This is a genomic window from Rhizobium sp. BK212, from assembly GCF_014197475.1.
Taxonomy (GTDB): Bacteria; Pseudomonadota; Alphaproteobacteria; order Rhizobiales; family Rhizobiaceae; genus Rhizobium; species Rhizobium anhuiense.
In genome coordinates, this window is record NZ_JACIFS010000007.1 from 106611 (window position 1) to 126387 (window position 19777).

Sequence of the window (19777 nt, forward strand, 5' to 3'; positions counted from 1 at the left end):
TCTCTTGTTGTCGCGGCGAAGCGTCCGGCCTCTCCTTTGGTTGCCTCCAATGGAAATGGTGACAATTGGACGCTAAGCATTTCAATTCTAATTAAGGCAGTGGAAAAGCTCGCCATTTTGATCTAGCCTCCGCTACGCTGATGGTTGCAATTCAGCGTTTCGGGAGACATCCATGTATAAATTCGAAGTTTATAAGGATAAGGCCGGCGAATTCCGTTTCCGCTTCAAGGCATCGAACGGCGAAGCCATGTTCTCGTCCGAGGGCTACAAGGCGAAGGCGTCGGCCATGAACGCCATCGAATCCATCAAGAAGAACGCACCCGGCGCCGAAGTCGTCGATCAGACGAAGGCCGAATCCTGATCAGATCGGCAGGGGCGGCGTCAACGCAGCTCCTGCCCTTTCGCGCCCCTGAGCAGCGCCGGCACCCTTGAGTCTGGCTCGTTTGCTGGTGATTTTTCGGCGCCATTTTCTTTTTCGCATATTTTTTCAAAGCCATGTCGAAACGACCGATGGCCGCGTCTCATTGTTTTGGAACGGCACTCCGCTCCGCCGGGCTTTACAGCTCTCGGGATATCGGTCCCCGATACCGGCATGCCCGGATCAACGCCAACAACGAGATCAGGAGTTTTTCCATGCAATATGCTCTCATCATTCGCGAAGCCGCCGAGGATTTCGAGCGCCGCAGCGATCCGGCCTATCGAGATGGCTGGGTCGCCTACAGCAAGGCGCTTGCTCAGGCAGGGATCATGACCGGCGGCGCCGGGCTGACAGGCCCGGAGACCGGCACGATCGTACGCCGCAAAGGCGGGGAACACGATGTTCAGGACGGCCCCTATCCGGAAGGCAAGGAACAGCTCGGCGGCTTCTATCTAATCGACGTCCCCGACATCGACACCGCGCTTGAATGGGCGACCCGCGTTCCGATTTCCGACAAGGGTTCTGTCGAGGTACGCCCGCGCCTGCAGATGTGAGGCGACGATGCCGCCTGATGCCGGGCGCGCTGCCGAAAAGGTGGCGCGTCAATCCTACGGCAAGCTGATCGCTTTCCTCGCCGCCCGCTCGCGCGACGTGCCGGCGGCGGAAGACGCATTGTCGGAAGCGCTGGCCTCGGCCCTTCGCGTTTGGCCAGAGCGCGGCATTCCCGGCAATCCGGAAGCCTGGCTGCTGGTGGCTGCACGCCGCAACCTCATGCAGGCCACCCGCCACCGCACCGTCGAGGCCAAGGCGCAAACGACGATATTGATCGCCTTCGAAGAAGCGGAGGAACGCATGAACGAGGCCGGCAAGGCCGTCTTTCCCGATGAACGGCTGAAGCTGCTCTTTGCCTGTACCCATCCCGCCATCGAGAGCTCCGTGCATACGGCGCTGATGCTGCAGACCGTTCTCGGCATCGAGGCGCGAACCATCGCGCGAACCTTCGTCGTTTCGCCGGATACGATGAGCCAACGGCTGGTGCGGGCCAAGGCGAAGATTCGCGATGCCGGCATTCCGTTCGCCGTTCCGCCGCGTCCCGCCTTGCCCGGGCGGCTCGCCGCGGTGCTCTCGGCGATCTACGCCGCCTACGGCCTCGGCTGGGACGGCCTCGACGGCGAAGAAGAGCGCCATTCGCTCGCCGGCGAAGCGATCTGGCTCGGCCGAGCGCTTCTGGCGGTACTGCCGGACGAACCGGAGGCAATCGGCCTCCTCTCGTTGATGCTTCACTGCGAAGCCCGTCGCAACGCCCGGCGCGACAGCGATGGTCGATATGTGCCGCTAGACGAACAGGATACCGCTGCGTGGAACACGATCATGATCGCCGAGGCGGATTCGCTGCTACGCAAGGCCGGGAGTTTCAACCGTTTCGGCCCCTTCCAGTGCCAGGCGGCGATCCAGTCCGTGCATGCGGCGCGCCGGCTGTCGGGAAAGACCGACTGGCAGGCGTTGACAACACTCTACGCGGCGCTGGTGATGATGAAACCCACGCTGGGTGCACATGTCAGCCAGGCTGCGGTGATCGGCAGGGCGCTGAATGCGGCCGCGGGCCTGAAACGGCTCGACCAGCTCGATCCGCGCGCTGTCGCCAGCTACCAGCCCTACTGGGCGGTGCGCGCCTTTCTTCTGTCGCAGGCCGGCGACGATACCGCGGCGGCCGACGCCTATATGACAGCGATCGGCCTCAGTGACAGCCCCGCCGTCCGCGATTTTCTCGCCGGCCGGCTGAAGGAGGCGCGGCTGTAATCATTTCTCAGTGAGCTTCAGCTCGATGCGGCGGTTGGTGGCGCGCGCGTCCGGCGTATCGCCCGGCGCGATCGGCTGAAACTCGCCGAAGCCGGCGGCAACGAGCCGGTCGGCCGGCACGCCCTGCGCGATCAGGAACTTGACGACCGAGATCGCGCGCGCCGAGGAAAGTTCCCAATTGTCGCGATAGCGGCCCGTTCCGCCAAGCGGCACATTGTCGGTATGGCCGTCGACGCGCAGCACCCAGTTGATCTCCGGCGGAATTTCCTTGGCGAGATCGAGAAGGGCGGCGGCGAGCTTTGCCATCTCCGTCTGCCCCTCCGGATTGAGATCGGCGCCGCCCGAGGGAAACAGCACTTCCGACTGGAAGACGAACCGGTCGCCGACGATGCGGATATTCTCGCGGTCCGAAAGGATCTCGCGCAGGCGGCCGAAAAAGTCGGAACGGTACCGGTTCAGCTCCTGCACGCGCGCCGCGAGCGCGACGTTGAGGCGGCTGCCGAGGTCGGCGATCTTGGTCTGCGAGACCCGGTCTTTCTCCTCCGACGCCTGAAGGGCAGCTTCGACGGCGGCGATCTGGCTGCGAAGCGCTGCAATCTGCTGGTTCAGCAGTTCGACCTGGCTGAGCGCCCGCTCGCTCACCTGCTTCTGCTCGTCGAGTTCCTGCGTCATCGCACCGATCCGCTTCTGCGCTGCATCCTGACCGCCCGAACCGGCATTCAGCAGCGCCTGCAGCCGCGAACGGTCGCCTTCGGCACTGGCAAGCGAGGCCTGCAGATTGGCGACCGAATCCTGAAGATCCTGGTTGCTGCCCTTTTCGAGCGCGAGAAGCTGCGTCAGCTCGTTGATCTGGCTGTTGAGGCGATTGAGCACCTCGTCGCGTCCGGTGATCTCGCGGCTGAGGATGAACTGCCCGACGACGAAGACCGTCAGCAGGAACATGATCGAGATGAGCAGCGTCGACAGCGCGTCGACGAAACCCGGCCAATAATCCACCGTGCGTTCGCGGCGGCGGTTGCGGGCAAGAGCCATGGCTTACTTGCCCTCGCTCTTTTCTGTCTGGCTGGCGCGGTCGCGCGTGCGCTCGCCTCTCTCGCCTGCGCGCTCCTGCACGCCGATGCGTTCGGCCAGCCGGTCAAGCGTGCGGCGCATCGCCTTCGCCTCGTCCTGCTGCGCCTCGATCCAGTCGCGCAGCATCTGCTGTTCGTTGCGCATGTTCTTGACGAGGCCCTGAATGCCTTCGGCAAGGCTCGCCATGGCGGCGACGGAGCGCTGGCTGCCGGTGCCGCCCTCTTCGGAGACCTTGCGCAGATAATCGGAGAGCGCGCGCATGTCGTCCGAGGAGGCGCCGGAAACGGCGTCGAGGGCCGGGGCAAGGTCGGAGCCGACATCTGTGACCGAGGACAGCCAGTTTTCCAGTTCCATATAGAAGCGGTTCTGCGCGCGGCCGGCCTGCAGATCGAGGAAGCCGAGAATGAGCGAACCGGAGAGGCCGAGCAGCGAGGAGGAGAAGGCCTGGCCCATACCCGAAAGCGGCATGGAAAGCCCTTCCTTCAGCGCCGACAGCACATCCCCCGTGCCGTTCGAGCCGGCATCGAGCGACTGGATGACGATGCTGATCGAACCAATCGTGCCGATGAGGCCCCAGAAGGTGCCGAGCAGGCCGAGGAAGACCAGGAGGCCGATCAGGTAGCGCGAAACGTCGCGCGATTCGTCAAGGCGGGTGGCGATCGAATCGAGGATCGAGCGCAGCGCCGTCGTCGACAGCGCCACCGAGGTCTTGCGGCTGCCGATCAGCGCCCGCATCGGCGCAAGCAGCCGCGGATTGCGGCTGACCTTGTCGGCGCTGCCGGCGGCGCGGAACGAGTTGAACCAGCGCACTTCGGGGCGAAGCGCCAGCACGTGATTGAAAACAAGGATGATTCCGACCGCGAGAACGCCGACGATCAGGCCGTTGAGGCCTGGATTGTGCATGAAGGCGGTCTGCGTCTGCCGGAAGAGGATGGCGGCGATAAAGCCGACGATGACCAGGAAAAGCAGCATCGTCCAGAGGAAGGGCATGGGGCTCGAAAGCCTGTAGGCATAGCCGCCGGCCGTCTTTTCGGTGGAGCCGATCTCCGCCACATTCACATTTTCCATAGGGTCGCTGCCTCCGGAGTCATTGCTGGCGGAGACTAGAGCAACATTGTGCCGAATTGAAGTATGCCGGGGCGAAAACCGTGACTTTACAACAGCCGGATTTTCGTTCGCTTACTTGGCGGGGATCGGTCGCTTGACGACTTCGATCAGCGCCTTGTGGATGAGTTCGTTGCCGGCGACGATCGCGCCGCTCTCCAGAATGGCCGCCCCGCCGTCCCAATCGGTGACGAACCCGCCGGCTTCACGGATGAGCAGGATGCCGGCCGCCATGTCCCAGGGCGCAAGCTCCGCTTCCCAGAAACCGTCGAAGCGCCCGGCGGCGACATAGGCGAGATCGAGCGTCGGCGAGCCCAGGCGGCGGATGCCCGCCACTTCGCCCATCACGTGGCGAAGCTCGACCAGAAACTTGCCGTGATTACGCTTGCCGAGCGCCGGCACGCCGCAGCCGATGACGCAATCCGACAACACGCGGCGCGCAGCGACGCGCAGGCGCCGGTCGTTGAGGAAGGCGCCGCCACCGCGCTCGGCTGTATAGAGCTCGTCGGTCGCCGGATTGAAGACGACGGCGGCAACGATCTCGCCGTTGCGTTCGAGCGCGATCGAAACAGCGAAGGCCGGAATGCCGTGCAGGAAGTTCGTCGTGCCGTCGAGCGGGTCGACGATCCAGCGGTGCGCGCCGTCCGTACCCTTGATCTCGTCGCTCTCCTCGCCGAGAAAACCATAGGTGGGACGCGCCTTGAGTAGTTCTTCCCGAACGATCTTTTCGGCCTTGCGGTCGGCAGTGGAAACGAAATCGCCGGGTCCCTTCACCGAAACCTGCAGGTTCTGTACTTCGCCGAAATCACGTCCCAGCGATTTTCCTGCCTTGAGGGCAGCCTGAACCATGACATTGAGAAGAGCTGAACGGGCCATCGGCGCATTTTTCCTTGGGACTGATACGGGGCGCGCACTGCCAGGGGCGGGAAATGTCCCTGAACATGCATGACAGGCAGCGCTGCAAAGATTGGCGGCCTCAAGACCACAAAATCAGGGAAATTTCAAGGGGAGGCGCGCACGGCTGCCCTGCGACACCGGAAACCGCCGATTATGCTGAACGGATTAAATCCGCGCCACCTTCCGGGACCGCCCGTTTTACGTGGTTTCCCTCGAAACTCATCTCAGAATTTCTGCTGCGTTATCAGCACTTCGCGAGCGATCTGATCGAGCGGCAGGATACGGTCGACACCGCCCTTGGCGATCGCCTCCTTCGGCATGCCGAAGACAACCGAACTCGCCTCGTCCTGCGCCACCGTGTAGGCGCCGGCCTGATGCATTTCCAACATGCCGCGCGCGCCGTCATCGCCCATGCCGGTCATGATGATGCCCATGGCATTCGAGCCCGCCGAGCGCGCCGCCGAGCGGAAAAGCACGTCGACGGAAGGCCGATGGCGCGACACCAGCGGTCCGGTCTTCACGCTCACATAGTAGCGCGCACCCTGGCGTTCGAGCAGCATGTGTTTGTCGCCTGGCGCGATCAGCACATGGCCGCGCAGCACCGGATCGCCATCGACGGCTTCCTTGACCTCGACCTCGCAGAGCCCGTTCAGCCGCTTGGCGAAGGCGGCGGTGAATTTCTCCGGCATATGCTGGACGATCACCATGCCGGGTGCATTGGCCGGCAGCTCCTCCAGGAATTCGCGCAGCGCCTCGGTGCCGCCTGTGGAGGCGCCGACACAGACGACCATCTCCGTCGTCTTCGCCATGGCCCGCCCCGTCGGCGGCGGCAGCATCACATCCGCCGTCAGCTTCTTGGTCGGCCCTTCCGAAGCCGAGCGGATGGTTCCGGCGGCGCGGCGCACGGTGGTAAGCCGCGCATGCGAGGCGCTCTTGACCACTTCGCGAATGCGCATCGCATCGTCGGCAAGGCTGTCGGCGGCGCCGATCTTCGATTTCAGGATGACGTCGACGGCGCCGGCCTCCAGCGCCTGGATCAGCGTTTCCGAACCCGCTTCCGTCAGCGACGAGCACATCACGACGGGGATCGGCCGCTGCGACATCAGCTTGCGCAGGAAGGTAATGCCGTCCATGCGCGGCATTTCCACATCGAGCGTGATGACGTCGGGGATCTCTTCCAGCAGCTTCCGTGCCGCCACGAAGGGGTCGGATGCGACCGCCATGATCTCGATATCGGGATCCTGCTCCAAGACATGGGTCAGTGTCTGACGGACGCTGGCAGAATCGTCGATGATCAGAACGCGGATTTTTTTAGCCATGAATGCTCCTAGAGCATGATGCCGAAAAGAATTGGCAATTTTCGGACGACATCATGCTCTAACTCTTTAGTGACACAAAGAGATAGAGCACGCCCGTGATTGGAAGAAAACGGACATGCTCTAGATGCGCTGAAACACGGTATTCGAGACCTGTTTCAATGGCAGGTCGAAGCCGGTGATCGATTCGGAATGACCGATGAACATGTAGCCGCCCTTCGCCAGGCAGTCGCAGAGGCGGTTGAGCACGCCGGCCTGAGTCTGCTTGTCGAAGTAGATGAGCACGTTGCGGCAGAAGATGACGTTCATCGCCTCGCCGATCGGGTATTTCTCGTCCATCAGGTTCATGCGGGCAAAACCAATCTTGCTGCGCAGTTTCGGCGTGATGCGCACCTCCCGCCGATCCGGCTGCTTGGCCGTCAGCACGTATTTGCGCTGCAGGTCACGCGGCACGGGCGCGATGAGGTCTTCCGGGTAGATGCCCCGGCGCGCCGTCTGCAGCACGTCGGTGGAAAGGTCGGTGGCAAGCACGCTGTAGGAGACGTCGTTGCGGCCTTCGGTGAATTCCGCCAGCACCATCGCCATCGTATAGGGTTCAGCTCCTGTCGAGCAGGCCGAACTCCAGGTGCGGATGGTCCGCACGCCGCTGCTGGCGATCACCGGCAACGCCACGCTCTGCAAGTAATCGAAATGCTTGGCTTCGCGGAAGAAGTCGGTCTTGTTCGTCGTCACCACGTCGATCAGGTAGACGGTTTCCTGGGCGAGGCCGTCGTGATTGAACAGGAAGTCGCAATAATCGTCGAAGGTCGAATGGTTGGTTGCGCGAAGGCGGCGCCTTAGCCGCCCTTCGAGCATCGTCAGCTTGGTCGGCGGCATCTTGATGCCGCTATAGTCGTAGATGAACCGGGCAAGCTTGTCGAAATTACGCTTGCTGATCCGGTCCCCCGGCAATTGGGTTTCCACCGCTGCTGCCATACTCATAGAACGCCGTACTCCAAGTTGATGCGCGGGTCAGGCCGCCGATTGCAGTGCCGAGGCGTCCTCGCGCGACAGCAACCGGGCAAGATCGATGATGACGACGAAACCGTTTTCACGGCGAACGACGCCGGCGATATAGTCCGAGCGCCAGCGCACGCCGATATCAGGCGCCGCCTCGATCTGCTCGCGCCGGAACGGCGTCACCTCGAAGACGCGATCGGCGACGAGGCCGAGCGTCAGCAGCCGGGTTTCCATCGGCACGTCGAGGACGAGCACCCGCGTATGCGGCGTCGGCACGGTCTTCGTCATGCCGAGCTTCAATCGAAGATCGATCGTCGGCACGCCCTGTCCGCGCACGTCACGCAGACCGAGCAGATAGTCGGGACCATTCGGAATCTTGAAAGCTTCCGCATAGTCGAGGATTTCCCGTACCACCTCAACCGGCACGGCGAAGATCTCCTCGCCGAGGCTGAAGGTCACGAATTGCGCTTCCAGGGATGTCGTGGCCATGATCATGCACTTTCCTTGAATTCGGCGTCGCCATCGTCGGGACCGCCCATGGAGAGATCGAGAGCGAAGCCTTTTACCCGTGCCTGTTGGCCTGCGACGCTGTTGGCGGCCGGCTTCTTGGCGGTGGGCTTGCGGCCGGCGACGGGCGCCGGGCTGCGGACCGTCACCCTGGCGGCCGGCGTGCGGGACTGGCGATTGGTTGCCGTATCGACCTTGAAGAAGGCGATCGAAGCCTGCAGCTCTTCCGCCTGCGAGGCAAGCTCTTCGGAGGTCGCCGACATCTGCTCGGAAGCGCCGGCATTTTGCTGCGTCACCTTGTCGAGCTGCTGGATCGCTTCATTGATCTGCGAAGCGCCGACATCCTGCTCGCGGCAGGCGGCGCTGATTTCGGAGACCAGTTCCGCCGTCTTGCGGATATCGGGCACCAGCCGGCCGAGCATATCGCCGGCTTCCTGAGCAGCCTTGACCGTATCGCCCGACATGGCGCTGATTTCGGCGGCAGCCGACTGGCTGCGTTCGGCAAGCTTGCGCACTTCGGAGGCGACGACCGCAAAACCCTTGCCGTGTTCGCCGGCACGCGCTGCCTCGACGGCGGCGTTCAAAGCCAAGAGATCGGTCTGACGGGCGATTTCCTGGACGATGCCGATCTTTTCGGCGATGGTCCGCATCGCCTGTACGGCGCGCGTCACCGCATCACCGCTGGCTTCCGCATCCTTGGCCGACTGACGGGCGATCTTTTCGGTCTGAGCCGCGTTGTCGGCGTTCTGCTTGATATTGGCGGCCATCTCTTCCATCGCGGCGGAGGCTTCTTCGGCCGACGCCGCCTGTTCGCTGGCGCCCTGCGAGACCTGCTCGGAGCTCGAGGACAGTTCCTGGCTGCCGGCCGAAACATTTTCGGCGGCCGCGACCGCATCGGCGACAACGCCACGCAGGCGCTCGACCATCTGTTCGAGCGCAATGCCGAGCGTGTCCTTCTCCGAAAGCGGTTTCGGGGACACCGTGAGGTCGCCATTCGAAATCTGGTTGGCGATCGCAGCGGTGTTACGGAGATTGGCCGTCATCCGGCTCATCGAATGGACGAGATCGCGGATCTCGTCATTGCTCTTATGCTCGATATTCTGTTCGAGGTCGCCGATGCTGACGGCATCGGCAAGATTGACGGCGCGCTTCAGGCCGCGGGAGATATTGAGCAGGATCCAGATCGCGGCAACCGACGAAAGGATGATCAGACCGATCGTCATCATGACGAGCATATTGCGCGACTGGGCATACTGGTCGTTGGTGGCGGCGTCGGTTTCGGCGACGTTGCCGGTTACCGTGTCGTTCAGCTTGGTGAGGATGCCGAGCAGCTGGGTCGTCACCAACTGGCCTTCGCCCATCGAAATGACCCCGGCCTGAGCATTGGATTCGGTGGTGTTCTGCGTGGCGAGATCGGCGACACGATCCTGCAGCGCCGTCCACTTGCCATAGAGCTCGCCAAATTGTGCCATGCCGGCCTTGATCTCCGGATCGTCGGAGGCGGCAAGGCGGCCCTGGAGCGTTTTGATGAGCTCACGCTGCTGCGAGATCTCGTCGACATAGCCGGTGATCTTGCTGGCGTCGGTATTGATGATCGCATCCTTCTCGGCGCGGATGGAGCGCATCACGGCATCGGAAAGATCGCCGGAATCGCGCAGGTTGGCGACCGGACCGGCAACCATGACCGAGATGTCGCTGTTCAGCGACGAGAGATTGTAGATCGAAAGACCGGCCATGGCGCAGGTCAGGAGAACGATGAAACCGAACACCAGGCTCAGTTTGAGTTTGATTGTGAAGCGCATATCCAAGCCCTCGTTGGTACTGCGGCGGATATCCCGCCAGGTCGCACATCGTGCCGTCGTGAAAACGCTTCATGCGTCACCGGCGGAGCCGGCATGACCAGGTGCGTCCATGCACCGGTTCAATCGAGGGGCCGCTGTTCACCGCGGCCCCACCTCCTGCATCCGAAAAGCCCTATGCGCTTTCCCGGAATTCATCGTCTGACGTATCCGGCCCGCCCATCGACATGTCGAGGGCAAACCCCTTGGCGCGGGCCTGCTGGCCTGCGATGCTGTTGGCGGGAGACGCCTTGCCGGCGGGCTTGCGTGTTGCGGCCGGAGCCGGGTTGCGCGTGGTCATCTTGACCGGAGCGCGACCCTGACGACCGCTCACCACCGCCTTGCTGCCTGCCATATCGACCTTGAAGAAGGCAATCGAGGCCTGCAGTTCTTCCGCCTGAGCCGCGAGCTCCTCGGAGGTCGCCGACATCTGCTCGGAGGCGCCGGCATTCTGCTGCGTCACCTTGTCGAGCTGCTGGATCGCTTCATTGATCTGCGAAGCGCCGACATCCTGTTCGCGACAGGCGGCACTGATCTCGGCGACCAGTTCCGCCGTCTTGCGGATATCGGGCACCAGCCGGCCGAGCATATCACCGGCTTCCTGGGCAGCGATGACGGTATCGCCCGACATGGCGCTGATTTCGGCGGCGGCCGACTGGCTGCGTTCGGCAAGCTTGCGCACTTCCGAGGCGACGACCGCAAAACCCTTACCGTGCTCACCGGCGCGTGCCGCTTCGACGGCAGCGTTGAGCGCCAGCAGATCGGTCTGCCGGGCGATTTCCTGGACGATCCCGATCTTCTGGGCGATCGTGCGCATGGCCTCGACGGCACGGGCAACGGCGTTGCCGCTCGTCTCCGCGTCCTTGGCGGATTGACGGGCGATCTTCTCCGTTTGCGCTGCGTTGTCGGCGTTCTGCTTGATGTTGGCGGCCATCTCTTCCATCGAAGCGGAAGCCTCTTCGGCGGACGCCGCCTGTTCGCTGGCGCCCTGCGACACCTGCTCGGAGCTCGAGGACAATTCCTGGCTGCCGGCCGAGACGCTCTCGGCGGCCGAGATCGCATCGGTGACGACGTCGCTCAAACGCTCGACCATCTGTTCGAGCGCAATGCCGAGCGTGTCCTTCTCAGAAAGCGGCTTCGGCGACACCGTCAGGTCGCCGTTTGCGATCTGCGTGGCGATATCGGCGGTGACGCGAAGATTGGCCACCATGGTCTGCATGGCGATGCCCAGCGTGTCCTTGGCTGAAAGCGGCTTGACCTCGACGGAGAGGTCGCCCTCGGCGATCTGGTTGGCAACATTGGCGGTCGCGCGCAGATTGGTCACCATGCCGAGCATGGCATAGCCGAGCGCATCCTTGTCGGAGAGCGGCTTCGGCGTGACGCTGAGGTCACCGTTCGAAATCTCGTTTGCGATCTCCGCGGTGTTACGGAGATTGTCCGTCATGACATTGATCGTATTGACCAGATCCTTGATCTCGTCGTTGCTCCTGATCTCGACCTTCTGGTTCAAGTCACCGATGGCGACGGCGCTGGCGACGCTCATGATCTTGCGCAGGCCGCTGTTGACGCCGAGCGCGATCCACAGTGCAGCGGCGAAAGCGATGAGAGAAGCTCCGATAGCAATACCGATCAGCATGTTCTTCGTCGAACTATAAAGAGTGTCGGTATCGTTGTCGGCCTGCGCCATCGCCTTCTGCTGAAGCGTGACGAGCGCATCGAAAACCTCTTCCAGTTCCATGACGAGGGCGCGCACCTCTCCCGACGAAAGCGCTATAGCCCCGGCCCTGTCGCCGCCTTCCTGGATGGCGGCCACCTTGTTGGAGTCTTCACCGAAACGTTTGGCCAATTCGACCAGCCTGTCCCAGATGGGCTTACCCTCGGCAGTTGCGAGCTGTTGGCCGGTTGTCGCGAGCATAAGCATTTCTTCCATGCTCTTCGCCGAGTTCTGGTAGTCTTTCCTGACCCCTTCCGAATCCATTTCCAGAAGGGCATTCTTCTGCCAGCGAACGGCATTGAGCTCGGCGGTCTTTGCCTCCAGAGCCAGTTCCAGCCTCTTTGCCGGGCCTGAAATAACGTTGCCGACGGCATCGTTCAGCGAGCCAAGGCTGAAGATTCCATAGACAGCGCTGCCAACCAACAACAATATGACAAAGCCGAACGCGGCTGCGAGTTTAAGTTTGATCGTAATACGCATCTCAATATTCCTCTCTGAGAGCGAGGCATTAAATATGGTCCAGGCGGCGCGGCATCATGCAGCAAAGAAATTCCGGCAGGCGAAAACATGCCAAAGAAGGAAATGAACATACTTCCGTGTAGCTCCCCCGAGCCGGACGTATGTGCCGCGGGCCAGCCGGCCGGCCCACGACGGTTGCGAAGGGGGATAGCGCTCACGCGCTCTCCCTAAACTCGTCATCAGCCGTGTCGGGACCGCCCATCGACATGTCGAGAGCAAATCCCTTCACGCGAGCCTGCTGGCCTGCGACCGTATTGGCCGGCGTCTTGCCGACCGGTTTGCGCGGTGCCGCCTGAGCCCGGCTGCGGACGGTGAGTTTTGCGGCCGGCGTGCGGTCGCGGCGCCCACCCGCCATATCGACCCTAAAGAAAGCGATCGACGTCTGCAGTTCTTCCGCCTGGGAGGCGAGCTCCTCGGAGGTCGCCGACATCTGCTCGGAAGCGCCGGCATTCTGCTGCGTCACCTTGTCGAGCTGCTGGATCGCCTCGTTGATCTGGGCCGCCCCGATATCCTGTTCGCGGCAGGCTGCACTGATCTCGGAGACCAGTTCCGCCGTCTTGCGGATATCGGGCACCAGCCGACCGAGCATGTCGCCGGCTTCCTGGGCGGCCGTCACGGTATCGCTCGACATCGAGCTGATTTCGGCAGCGGCCGACTGGCTGCGTTCGGCCAGCTTACGCACCTCCGAGGCGACGACAGCAAAACCCTTGCCGTGTTCACCGGCACGGGCAGCTTCGACGGCGGCGTTCAAAGCCAGCAGATCGGTCTGCCGGGCGATTTCCTGGACGATGCCGATCTTCTGGGCGATCGTGCGCATGGCTTCGACAGCGCGGGAAACCGCCTCGCCGCTGGCTTCGGCATCCTTGGCCGACTGGCGGGCAATCTTTTCGGTCTGGGCAGCGTTGTCGGCGTTCTGCTTGATGTTGGAAGCCATCTCCTCCATCGAGGCGGAAGCCTCTTCGGCCGACGCCGCCTGTTCGGTGGCGCCCTGTGAAACCTGTTCCGAGCTCGCCGAAAGTTCCTGGCTGCCGGAGGAGACGTTCTCGGCGGCCGAGATCGCGTCAGCGACGACGCCGCGCAGGCGCTCGACCATCTGCTCCAGGGCAAGACCCAGCGCATCCTTGTCGGAGAGCGGCTTCGGAGACACCGTCAGGTCGCCGTTTGCGATCTGATCGGCGATGCCGGCGGTGGTTCGCAGGTTGGAGATCATGCTCTGCATCGCGATGCCGAGCGTATCCTTGTCCGAAAGCGGCTTGGCGTCGGTGCTGAGGTCGCCCATGGCGATCTGGTCGGCAAGGGCTGCCGTGGCGCGCAGATTGGCGGTCATGGTATTGACCGTGTTGATGAGATCCTTGATCTCGTCATTGGTCTTGACGTCGACCCTCTGGTTGAGATCACCGATTGCGACGGCGTTTGCGACGGTCGTGATCTTCCGCAAGCCGTTGTTGATTCCGAGCGTGATCCACAATGCGGCGCCGAGTGCGACGAGCACGGCGATGCCGGAAGCAGCAGTGAGGATCAGCTTGGTCGAATTATAAAGATCGGTGTTCGAGTGGTTGGTTGCCTGCATGCCCTTGCGCTGGATCTCCGTAAGGGCGGCGATTGCATCGCCCATGTCATTGGTCATCGCTCGAAGGTCGCCGAGTGAAAGCGCCAGCGCGCCTGATTTTTCGCCCTTCGCGTCAAGTTGCTGCAACTCAGTGGATTTTTCACGGAATTTCCCACCGACCGTCCTCAGCTTTTCCCAATGAGGCTTGCCTTCGGCGGTGGCGATGGCAAAACCGGCGTCGACAGCGTCGAACATGGCCTGCAGGTTCTGATCGGCTTCCTTGTAGAAAGCGGCGGCCGCGTCGGGATCCGTGGAAAGCAGCGCGTTCTTCTGAGCGCGGATGGCGTTGACTTCGGCGACATTGGCATTCAGCGCCAGTTCCAGGCGGCGCATCGGGCCGTCGATCATATTGCTGCTCGCCTCGTTCAAGGTGCCGAGGCTGAGGCTTCCATAAACCGCGATGCCGATCAGCAGCAGCGTCATGATGCCGAAGGCAAGACCCAGTTTGAGTTTAATGGTGAAACGCATGTGATACCCCCGATTTGCGGTCAAAACGAATGGAGAGAGACATGTCCCCTTGGCGGGACGTCGAGCTTGGAACTGATGTGTTGAAACGGGGAAAAGCGATTGCATTCACTTCCCGGCAGCCGGACATCTATCCATCGCAGCGCCAACGCCTACATGCGTTGGGGGATATTCCCTCCTCGGGCCGCCGGAGCAGCCCGAGGGATCACATTGAGGGCAGGAGCGCTTATGCGCTCTCCCTAAAGTCGTCGTCGCTGGCGTCTGGACCGCCCATCGACATGTCGAGAGCAAAGCCCTTGAGACGCTGCTGCTGAGCCGAAACCGTCTGGCCGCGACCCTGTCCATGGCCTTGCGGGGCGGATTTGCGGACAGCGGCCGGGGCTTTGACCACCTTGGCCGAAGCTTTTGGCTGTGCCTTCTGGGCGCCGGGCCGCGCACTACCCGCCGTATCGACCTTGAAGAAGGCGATCGAGGCCTGCAGTTCTTCGGCCTGGGAGGCGAGCTCCTCGGAGGTCGCCGACATCTGCTCGGAGGCGCCGGCATTCTGCTGCGTCACCTTGTCGAGCTGCTGGATCGCCTCGTTGATCTGCGAAGCGCCGATATCCTGTTCGCGGCAGGCTGCACTGATCTCGGAGACCAACTCTGCCGTCTTGCGGATGTCGGGCACCAGCCGGCCAAGCATGTCGCCGGCATCGGCGGCGGCCTTGACCGTATCGCTCGACATCGAGCTGATTTCGGCGGCGGCCGACTGGCTGCGTTCGGCAAGTTTGCGAACCTCGGAGGCGACGACCGCAAAACCCTTGCCGTGTTCACCGGCACGGGCAGCTTCGACGGCAGCGTTGAGCGCCAGAAGATCGGTCTGACGGGCGATTTCCTGGACGATGCCGATCTTCTGGGCGATTGTGCGCATGGCGTCGACGGCACGCGTCACCGCTTCACCGCTGGCTTCCGCGTCCTTGGCCGACTGGCGGGCAATCTTTTCCGTCTGGGCGGCGTTGTCGGCGTTCTGTTTGATGTTGGCGGCCATCTGCTCCATCGAGGCCGACGCCTCTTCGGCCGACGCCGCCTGTTCGGTGGCGCCCTGCGAAACCTGTTCCGAGCTCGCCGAAAGTTCCTGGCTGCCAGAGGAGACGTTGTCCGCGGCCGACAATGCGTCGGCGACGACGCCGCGCAGGCGTTCGATCATCGTATTGACATTGCCCAGAAGCTCGCCGATTTCGTCATGGCTGGTGATATCGGCCATCTTCGTCAGATCGCCCTCCGACACCTCGCGAACCACGGTGTTGGCGCGGTTGAGGCCCTTGCTGATCGTGCTGGCGATCCAGAAGGCGGTGACAGCAGCGATCAGCAGCGCGACGGCGGCGACTGCCATCATCGTCGTGCGGGTCGTCGTGTACTGCGCTTCGGCGCCGTCATCGGCAGCCTTCATACGCTGCTTTTCAAGTGCCAGGATTTCGCTGAGTGTCGAGTCGATGTCGTTGGCAGCGGCCCGGGCCGTCGAGACGGAGATGGCATTTGCGCCTTCGGCATTGCCGGCCTTCACATATTCGCGGATCTGATCGTCGGCCGCATTGAAGGTCTTGGACAGCTCGGCGATGCGTGCCCAGCGCACTTTGCCCTCTTCCGTTGCCAGCGCCAGCACATGGCTGAAGGCGTCGGCGAATTCCTTGCGGGCCTGATTGCCCTTGGCGATTGCCCCGGCCGACTCGTCTGCGGTCCGGGCGGTGAGCAGGTTCTTCTGCTGGCGGATGGCCTCGAGCTGGGCGATATTGATCTGCTGCGCGAGATCGAGGCGGGCTGCCGGGCCGGAGAGAAGCTTATCGATCGTGTCGTTCAGCGATCCAAGGCTGAGGACACCGTAAGCGGCGGTGCCCATGAGCATCAGAATGATGAAGGTGAACGCGGTCACCAGTTTCGTCTTGATTGTCAGTCGCATGGTCCAAACCCCTCGTTGAATTCATCCGGCCTCAATTAACGGCCCCCGCCGCATCGCGCCTGGATGAGAAAATCGCCTGCAGATTAGGGAGAATGATGAATTCTCCGCCCCTTTTCACGAGGCAGTTGATGTAGTCGGCGCGCCAGCGCATACCGACGCTCGGTGGAGCCTCGCTCGCGGTCTTTGCAAGCGTCGTCACTTCGTTCACCTTGTCGGTTCTGAGGCCGACGAGCGTCTGCTCGCCCTGCAGATCGATCTCGATGACGATGATGCGGCTGTCGATCGTCGCTTCTGCCGCTTCCATCCCGAAGGCGAGGCGCAGATCGGCGAGCGGAATGACCTTGCCGCGAAAGTTGATGACGCTGGCGACGAAGGGCTGGCTGCCCGGTACCGCTGTTTCAGGGAGCAGGTCCAGGATTTCCTGGACGATGACCGCTTCCAGCGCGAAGGTTTCGCCGTTGAGATCGAAGGTCAGGACCTCCACTTCCTCGGCATAACTCCAGTGATTGTCAAATCGTTCGGCTGCTGCTGTTGCACTCATCCTGCTACACGCAATTGCGCCTCCTGTTGCTGACCCGCGGCAACCAGGTGCCCGACGTCGAGAATGAGAGCGACGCTGCCGTCGCCGAGAATGGTGGCGCCCGAGAAGGTCGCAACGTTATTGTGCAGTTTCGACATCGACTTGATGACCGTCTGGTGGTCGCCGATGATCTGGTCGACGACGAGGCCGACACGCTCGGTGCCGGTCGAGATGACGACGACCTTCTGGTGCACGTCGGGCTTGGTGCCGGTGCGGAAGAGATCGCGCAGGCGCAGGAACGGCACCAGGCTGTCGCGCAGTGAGATGAAGCTGCGGCCGCGCGAACGGAGATCTTCCTCGAGCGACAGTTCGAGGCATTCCTCGACCGCCGAGAGCGGGATGACGTAGCGGCCGGAACCGACCCGCACCAGCAGGCCATCGATGATGGCAAGCGTCAGCGGGATGCGCAGCGACACTTCCGAACCCTGTCCGGGCACACTGACGATGTCGATTGCGCCGCGAAGCGCTTCGACCGTCTTCTTGACCACGTCCATGCCGACCCCGCGGCCGGACAGATTGGTGATCGCCGCGGCTGTCGAGAAGCCGGGGGCGAAGATCAGTTGCAGCAGCTCGGAGTCGGAAAGCGGCTGCCCGGGGTGGATGAGGCCGGAAGATTCCGCCTTGGCGCGAACCCGGTCACGATTGATGCCGCGGCCGTCGTCCTTGATCGAGATGATCACCTCGCCACCGGCCTGGCGGGCCGAAAGCGTCACCGTGCCGGCTTCGGTCTTGCCGGAGGCAAGTCGATCGGCCGGCGTTTCGAGGCCGTGGTCGATCGAGTTGCGCACCAGATGCACCAGCGGATCGGCCAGGCGCTCGATGACCGTCTTGTCGACTTCGGTGCTCTCGCCCTCCGTCACCAGCTCGATCACCTTGCCGGTCTCGCGGGCGAGATCGTGGACGAGGCGGCGGAAGCGAGAGAAGAGGGTGGCGACCGGCACCATGCGCAGCACCATCATCGTGTCGCGCAATTCGCCGGAGAGGCGTTCGATTTCTTCCGAGACGGAGCGCAGCGCGATATCGGTGCTGGCGCCGGCGAGCTGGCTGAGGCGCGATTGCGCAATGACGAGCTCGCCGACGCGGTCCATCAGCTCGTCGAGACGTTCGGCCGGAACGCGGACGTTCTCGGCCGCCTTCGCCTGGCTGACGGCAACGGGCGCCTCGCGCTTGGCCGGAACCGCCTCGACAGGACGGAATTCCGGAACGGCGGCCGGCGGAGCGGGCGCCGTCGATGCCGCGGCGGCAGTTGCTGGTGCTGCCTTTTCCTCGATGGCCGCGACCGTTGCCGCTGCCGGTGCGTCGGTTTCCTCGACGCTGAGTTCCATATCATCGAGCACGAAGATGAAGACGTCGTCGATCGCCGAACGGTCCTGATCACTCACCAGCGTCACGTCCCAGGAGATATGGAGTTCCGTCGGAGTGAGCTCGTCGAGCGGCGGAATGGCCGAGCTATTGGCGCGCACGGTGCATTCGCCGAGATCGCGCAGTTCGTCCAGCAGGCCGAGCGGATTGGTGCCGTTGGCCATCGAATTGGCGGGCAGGCTGAAGCGAATGCGCCAGCTGTTCTTCTTCTTCGCCGGTGCCTCGCGCACGGCCATGGGTGGGGGAACGGCGACCGCAGGGGCAGCTACCGCTGCCGCCTTGCCGCCGACGGCGGCCTGCAGCTGCGCCAGAAGCTTATGTCCGGTATCGCCGTGATCGGCGTCCGGCTGGTCGACCAGGGCGCGCATATGGTCCTGGGCGGCGAGAACGGCGGCGACGAGTTCGCTGGTCGCTGCGACCTCACCCTTGCGGACGCGGTCGAAGGCTGTTTCGCAATGATGGGTGAAGGCGGCGAGCGCCTCGAAACCGAACATCGCGCCAGAGCCCTTGAGCGTGTGGAGCCCGCGGAACACGGCGTCGACGAGATCCCTGTTGTCGAGTTGGTGGGTCAGGTCGAGAAGACCGGCCTCGATCGCTTCGAGGCATTCGGCGGCCTCCATGCGGAATACGGCGACAGGATCGATCGTGCTCATCGTCCGAGAACCTTTTTCACGATTTTCACCAGACTTTCGGGGTCGAACGGCTTGGTCAGCCAGCCGGTCGCGCCGGCGGCCTTGGCACGCGCCTTGAGATCGGCATCCGATTCCGTCGTCAGGAAGATGATCGGAACGCCGGCCTGCGCCGGCAGCTTGCGAAGCTCCTCGATCATCGTCAGCCCGTCCATGACAGGCATGTTGAGATCGGTCACGATCAGATCGAAGGTGCTGCCCTTGGCCGTCGCGAGGCCCTCTGCCCCGTTGACTGCCTCGGTGACGCTATAGCCGGCATTGGTCAGCGTGACCTTGGTAGTCAGACGAATGCTGGCGGAATCGTCGACGGTCAGGATATTTGCACTCATAACGTTACCTCTTTATGCAACCAGAAATTTGCATCTTCTTGATCGAAAGATTCGATGAAACCGGCGCGCTCAAGTACCTTCAGGACCGAACCGCTGGCCGGCGAAGAAAGTTTGAACGTCTTTCCTTTGGATTTTGCTTGGCGGCGCGAGGATTCGATGAGTTGAACGAAACTCAGATCCGCTTCCGCGCCTTCCGGAATGCTGATGATGATTGAATCACGACTATGAAATTCATCAGTAAGCTTGGAATATAGTTCTGAAACGTTGCGAATGCTGAGCACATCCGGCAAATTTATAGATTCGTAATATTGCTTCGGAGTATCCAATGCAGCCTCCTGGGCCAGAGAAATACTTGATGACCCTAAAAGGACTCTCACGGCAGCGTTAATGCGGGGTAAACAGCGGTTGTAGGAAACTGCCGCATAACGAGTCCCGAGACTCCCAATTCTCATCCGAGATAAGTTGTATTTTATTCTCCAAAATTAGAAATAAATAAAGTAAAAACAGTGTGTTAAATTGTATTTCTCGACCCTGACACTTTGCCGTGGGTCGCATCGACATCTTTCGTTAATCACAACGCTGGCGAGTCCGGCGCGTTTACCGGACGTTTCCATCCTGCCCGTA

The 19777-nt window shown here is 62.4% G+C and carries 17 protein-coding genes; 3 read left to right on the top strand and 14 right to left on the bottom strand.

Going from position 1 to position 19777, the window contains the following annotated elements:
- Positions 1-172: 172 nt before the first annotated feature.
- From FHT79_RS21880 to FHT79_RS21890, 3 genes are all read left to right on the top strand, one after another.
- The gene (locus tag FHT79_RS21880; protein ID WP_183904091.1) at positions 173-361 is read left to right on the top strand and encodes a YegP family protein; all 189 of its coding nucleotides are present in this window, start codon (positions 173-175) and stop codon (positions 359-361) included.
- Between the two features lie 272 nt (positions 362-633).
- Positions 634-972, top strand: coding sequence for a YciI family protein (locus FHT79_RS21885; protein WP_028755508.1), 339 nt, complete (start codon positions 634-636; stop codon positions 970-972).
- Positions 973-979: 7 nt separating this feature from the next.
- The gene (locus tag FHT79_RS21890) at positions 980-2218 is read left to right on the top strand and encodes a DUF6596 domain-containing protein (protein WP_183904092.1); all 1239 of its coding nucleotides are present in this window, start codon (positions 980-982) and stop codon (positions 2216-2218) included.
- Here the strand turns inward: FHT79_RS21890 and FHT79_RS21895 are convergent, their stop codons facing one another.
- The 14 genes from FHT79_RS21895 to FHT79_RS21960 all read right to left on the bottom strand — a co-directional run bounded on the left by FHT79_RS21895 (position 2219) and on the right by FHT79_RS21960 (position 19479).
- Entirely contained in the window at positions 2219-3250 is a 1032-nt protein-coding gene (locus FHT79_RS21895) for a peptidoglycan -binding protein (protein WP_028755506.1), read from the bottom strand.
- A gap of 3 nt (positions 3251-3253) precedes the next feature.
- On the bottom strand, positions 3254-4357 hold the full coding sequence (locus FHT79_RS21900; RefSeq protein WP_028755505.1) for a hypothetical protein: 1104 nt from the start codon (positions 4355-4357) through the stop codon (positions 3254-3256).
- Positions 4358-4468: 111 nt separating this feature from the next.
- Positions 4469-5269: an inositol monophosphatase family protein gene (locus tag FHT79_RS21905; RefSeq protein ID WP_028755504.1), complete on the bottom strand. Its 801-nt coding sequence runs from the start codon at positions 5267-5269 to the stop codon at positions 4469-4471.
- 245 nt (positions 5270-5514) lie between these two features.
- Positions 5515-6609 carry a chemotaxis response regulator protein-glutamate methylesterase gene (locus FHT79_RS21910; RefSeq protein ID WP_047616468.1) on the bottom strand — a complete coding sequence of 365 codons (1095 nt, stop codon included), beginning with the start codon at positions 6607-6609 and terminating at the stop codon, positions 5515-5517.
- A 120-nt stretch (positions 6610-6729) separates the two neighbouring features.
- The gene (locus FHT79_RS21915) at positions 6730-7587 is read right to left on the bottom strand and encodes a CheR family methyltransferase (protein ID WP_047616466.1); all 858 of its coding nucleotides are present in this window, start codon (positions 7585-7587) and stop codon (positions 6730-6732) included.
- Between the two features lie 30 nt (positions 7588-7617).
- Entirely contained in the window at positions 7618-8100 is a 483-nt protein-coding gene (locus FHT79_RS21920; protein ID WP_183904093.1) for a chemotaxis protein CheW, read from the bottom strand.
- Positions 8097-9914 carry a methyl-accepting chemotaxis protein gene (locus FHT79_RS21925; RefSeq protein WP_183904094.1) on the bottom strand — a complete coding sequence of 606 codons (1818 nt, stop codon included), beginning with the start codon at positions 9912-9914 and terminating at the stop codon, positions 8097-8099. The genes FHT79_RS21920 and FHT79_RS21925 overlap by 4 nt, the downstream gene beginning before the upstream one ends.
- Before the next feature lie 172 nt (positions 9915-10086).
- Positions 10087-12144 carry a methyl-accepting chemotaxis protein gene (locus tag FHT79_RS21930; protein WP_047616461.1) on the bottom strand — a complete coding sequence of 686 codons (2058 nt, stop codon included), beginning with the start codon at positions 12142-12144 and terminating at the stop codon, positions 10087-10089.
- Between the two features lie 193 nt (positions 12145-12337).
- Positions 12338-14260: a methyl-accepting chemotaxis protein gene (locus FHT79_RS21935; RefSeq protein ID WP_183904095.1), complete on the bottom strand. Its 1923-nt coding sequence runs from the start codon at positions 14258-14260 to the stop codon at positions 12338-12340.
- 223 nt (positions 14261-14483) lie between these two features.
- Positions 14484-16193 carry a methyl-accepting chemotaxis protein gene (locus FHT79_RS21940; RefSeq protein ID WP_047616457.1) on the bottom strand — a complete coding sequence of 570 codons (1710 nt, stop codon included), beginning with the start codon at positions 16191-16193 and terminating at the stop codon, positions 14484-14486.
- A gap of 31 nt (positions 16194-16224) precedes the next feature.
- Positions 16225-16734 (bottom strand): chemotaxis protein CheW, encoded by a 510-nt coding sequence (locus tag FHT79_RS21945; RefSeq protein WP_047616455.1) that lies wholly within the window; start codon positions 16732-16734, stop codon positions 16225-16227.
- Entirely contained in the window at positions 16731-18788 is a 2058-nt protein-coding gene (locus FHT79_RS21950; protein ID WP_047616730.1) for a chemotaxis protein CheA, read from the bottom strand. The genes FHT79_RS21945 and FHT79_RS21950 overlap by 4 nt, the downstream gene beginning before the upstream one ends.
- Positions 18785-19153, bottom strand: a complete 369-nt coding sequence (locus FHT79_RS21955) for a response regulator (RefSeq protein ID WP_028755495.1) — start codon at positions 19151-19153, stop codon at positions 18785-18787. The genes FHT79_RS21950 and FHT79_RS21955 overlap by 4 nt, the downstream gene beginning before the upstream one ends.
- Positions 19150-19479 carry an STAS domain-containing protein gene (locus FHT79_RS21960; RefSeq protein ID WP_183904096.1) on the bottom strand — a complete coding sequence of 110 codons (330 nt, stop codon included), beginning with the start codon at positions 19477-19479 and terminating at the stop codon, positions 19150-19152. Before FHT79_RS21960 ends, FHT79_RS21955 begins: the two co-directional genes overlap by 4 nt.
- Between the last annotated feature and the right edge of the window lie 298 nt (positions 19480-19777).

What these genes read in the sequence shown, in the direction of transcription:
- FHT79_RS21880 (WP_183904091.1), top strand. Translation starts at nt 173, where the DNA reads ATGTATAAATTCGAAGTTTATAAGGATAAGGCCGGCGAATTCCGTTTC.
- FHT79_RS21885 (WP_028755508.1), top strand. Translation starts at nt 634, where the DNA reads ATGCAATATGCTCTCATCATTCGCGAAGCCGCCGAGGATTTCGAGCGC.
- FHT79_RS21890 (WP_183904092.1), top strand. Translation starts at nt 980, where the DNA reads ATGCCGCCTGATGCCGGGCGCGCTGCCGAAAAGGTGGCGCGTCAATCC.
- FHT79_RS21895 (WP_028755506.1), bottom strand. Translation starts at nt 3,250, where the DNA reads ATGGCTCTTGCCCGCAACCGCCGCCGCGAACGCACGGTGGATTATTGG.
- FHT79_RS21900 (WP_028755505.1), bottom strand. Translation starts at nt 4,357, where the DNA reads ATGGAAAATGTGAATGTGGCGGAGATCGGCTCCACCGAAAAGACGGCC.
- FHT79_RS21905 (WP_028755504.1), bottom strand. Translation starts at nt 5,269, where the DNA reads ATGGCCCGTTCAGCTCTTCTCAATGTCATGGTTCAGGCTGCCCTCAAG.
- FHT79_RS21910 (WP_047616468.1), bottom strand. Translation starts at nt 6,609, where the DNA reads ATGGCTAAAAAAATCCGCGTTCTGATCATCGACGATTCTGCCAGCGTC.
- FHT79_RS21915 (WP_047616466.1), bottom strand. Translation starts at nt 7,587, where the DNA reads ATGAGTATGGCAGCAGCGGTGGAAACCCAATTGCCGGGGGACCGGATC.
- FHT79_RS21920 (WP_183904093.1), bottom strand. Translation starts at nt 8,100, where the DNA reads ATGATCATGGCCACGACATCCCTGGAAGCGCAATTCGTGACCTTCAGC.
- FHT79_RS21925 (WP_183904094.1), bottom strand. Translation starts at nt 9,914, where the DNA reads ATGCGCTTCACAATCAAACTCAAACTGAGCCTGGTGTTCGGTTTCATC.
- FHT79_RS21930 (WP_047616461.1), bottom strand. Translation starts at nt 12,144, where the DNA reads ATGCGTATTACGATCAAACTTAAACTCGCAGCCGCGTTCGGCTTTGTC.
- FHT79_RS21935 (WP_183904095.1), bottom strand. Translation starts at nt 14,260, where the DNA reads ATGCGTTTCACCATTAAACTCAAACTGGGTCTTGCCTTCGGCATCATG.
- FHT79_RS21940 (WP_047616457.1), bottom strand. Translation starts at nt 16,193, where the DNA reads ATGCGACTGACAATCAAGACGAAACTGGTGACCGCGTTCACCTTCATC.
- FHT79_RS21945 (WP_047616455.1), bottom strand. Translation starts at nt 16,734, where the DNA reads ATGAGTGCAACAGCAGCAGCCGAACGATTTGACAATCACTGGAGTTAT.
- FHT79_RS21950 (WP_047616730.1), bottom strand. Translation starts at nt 18,788, where the DNA reads ATGAGCACGATCGATCCTGTCGCCGTATTCCGCATGGAGGCCGCCGAA.
- FHT79_RS21955 (WP_028755495.1), bottom strand. Translation starts at nt 19,153, where the DNA reads ATGAGTGCAAATATCCTGACCGTCGACGATTCCGCCAGCATTCGTCTG.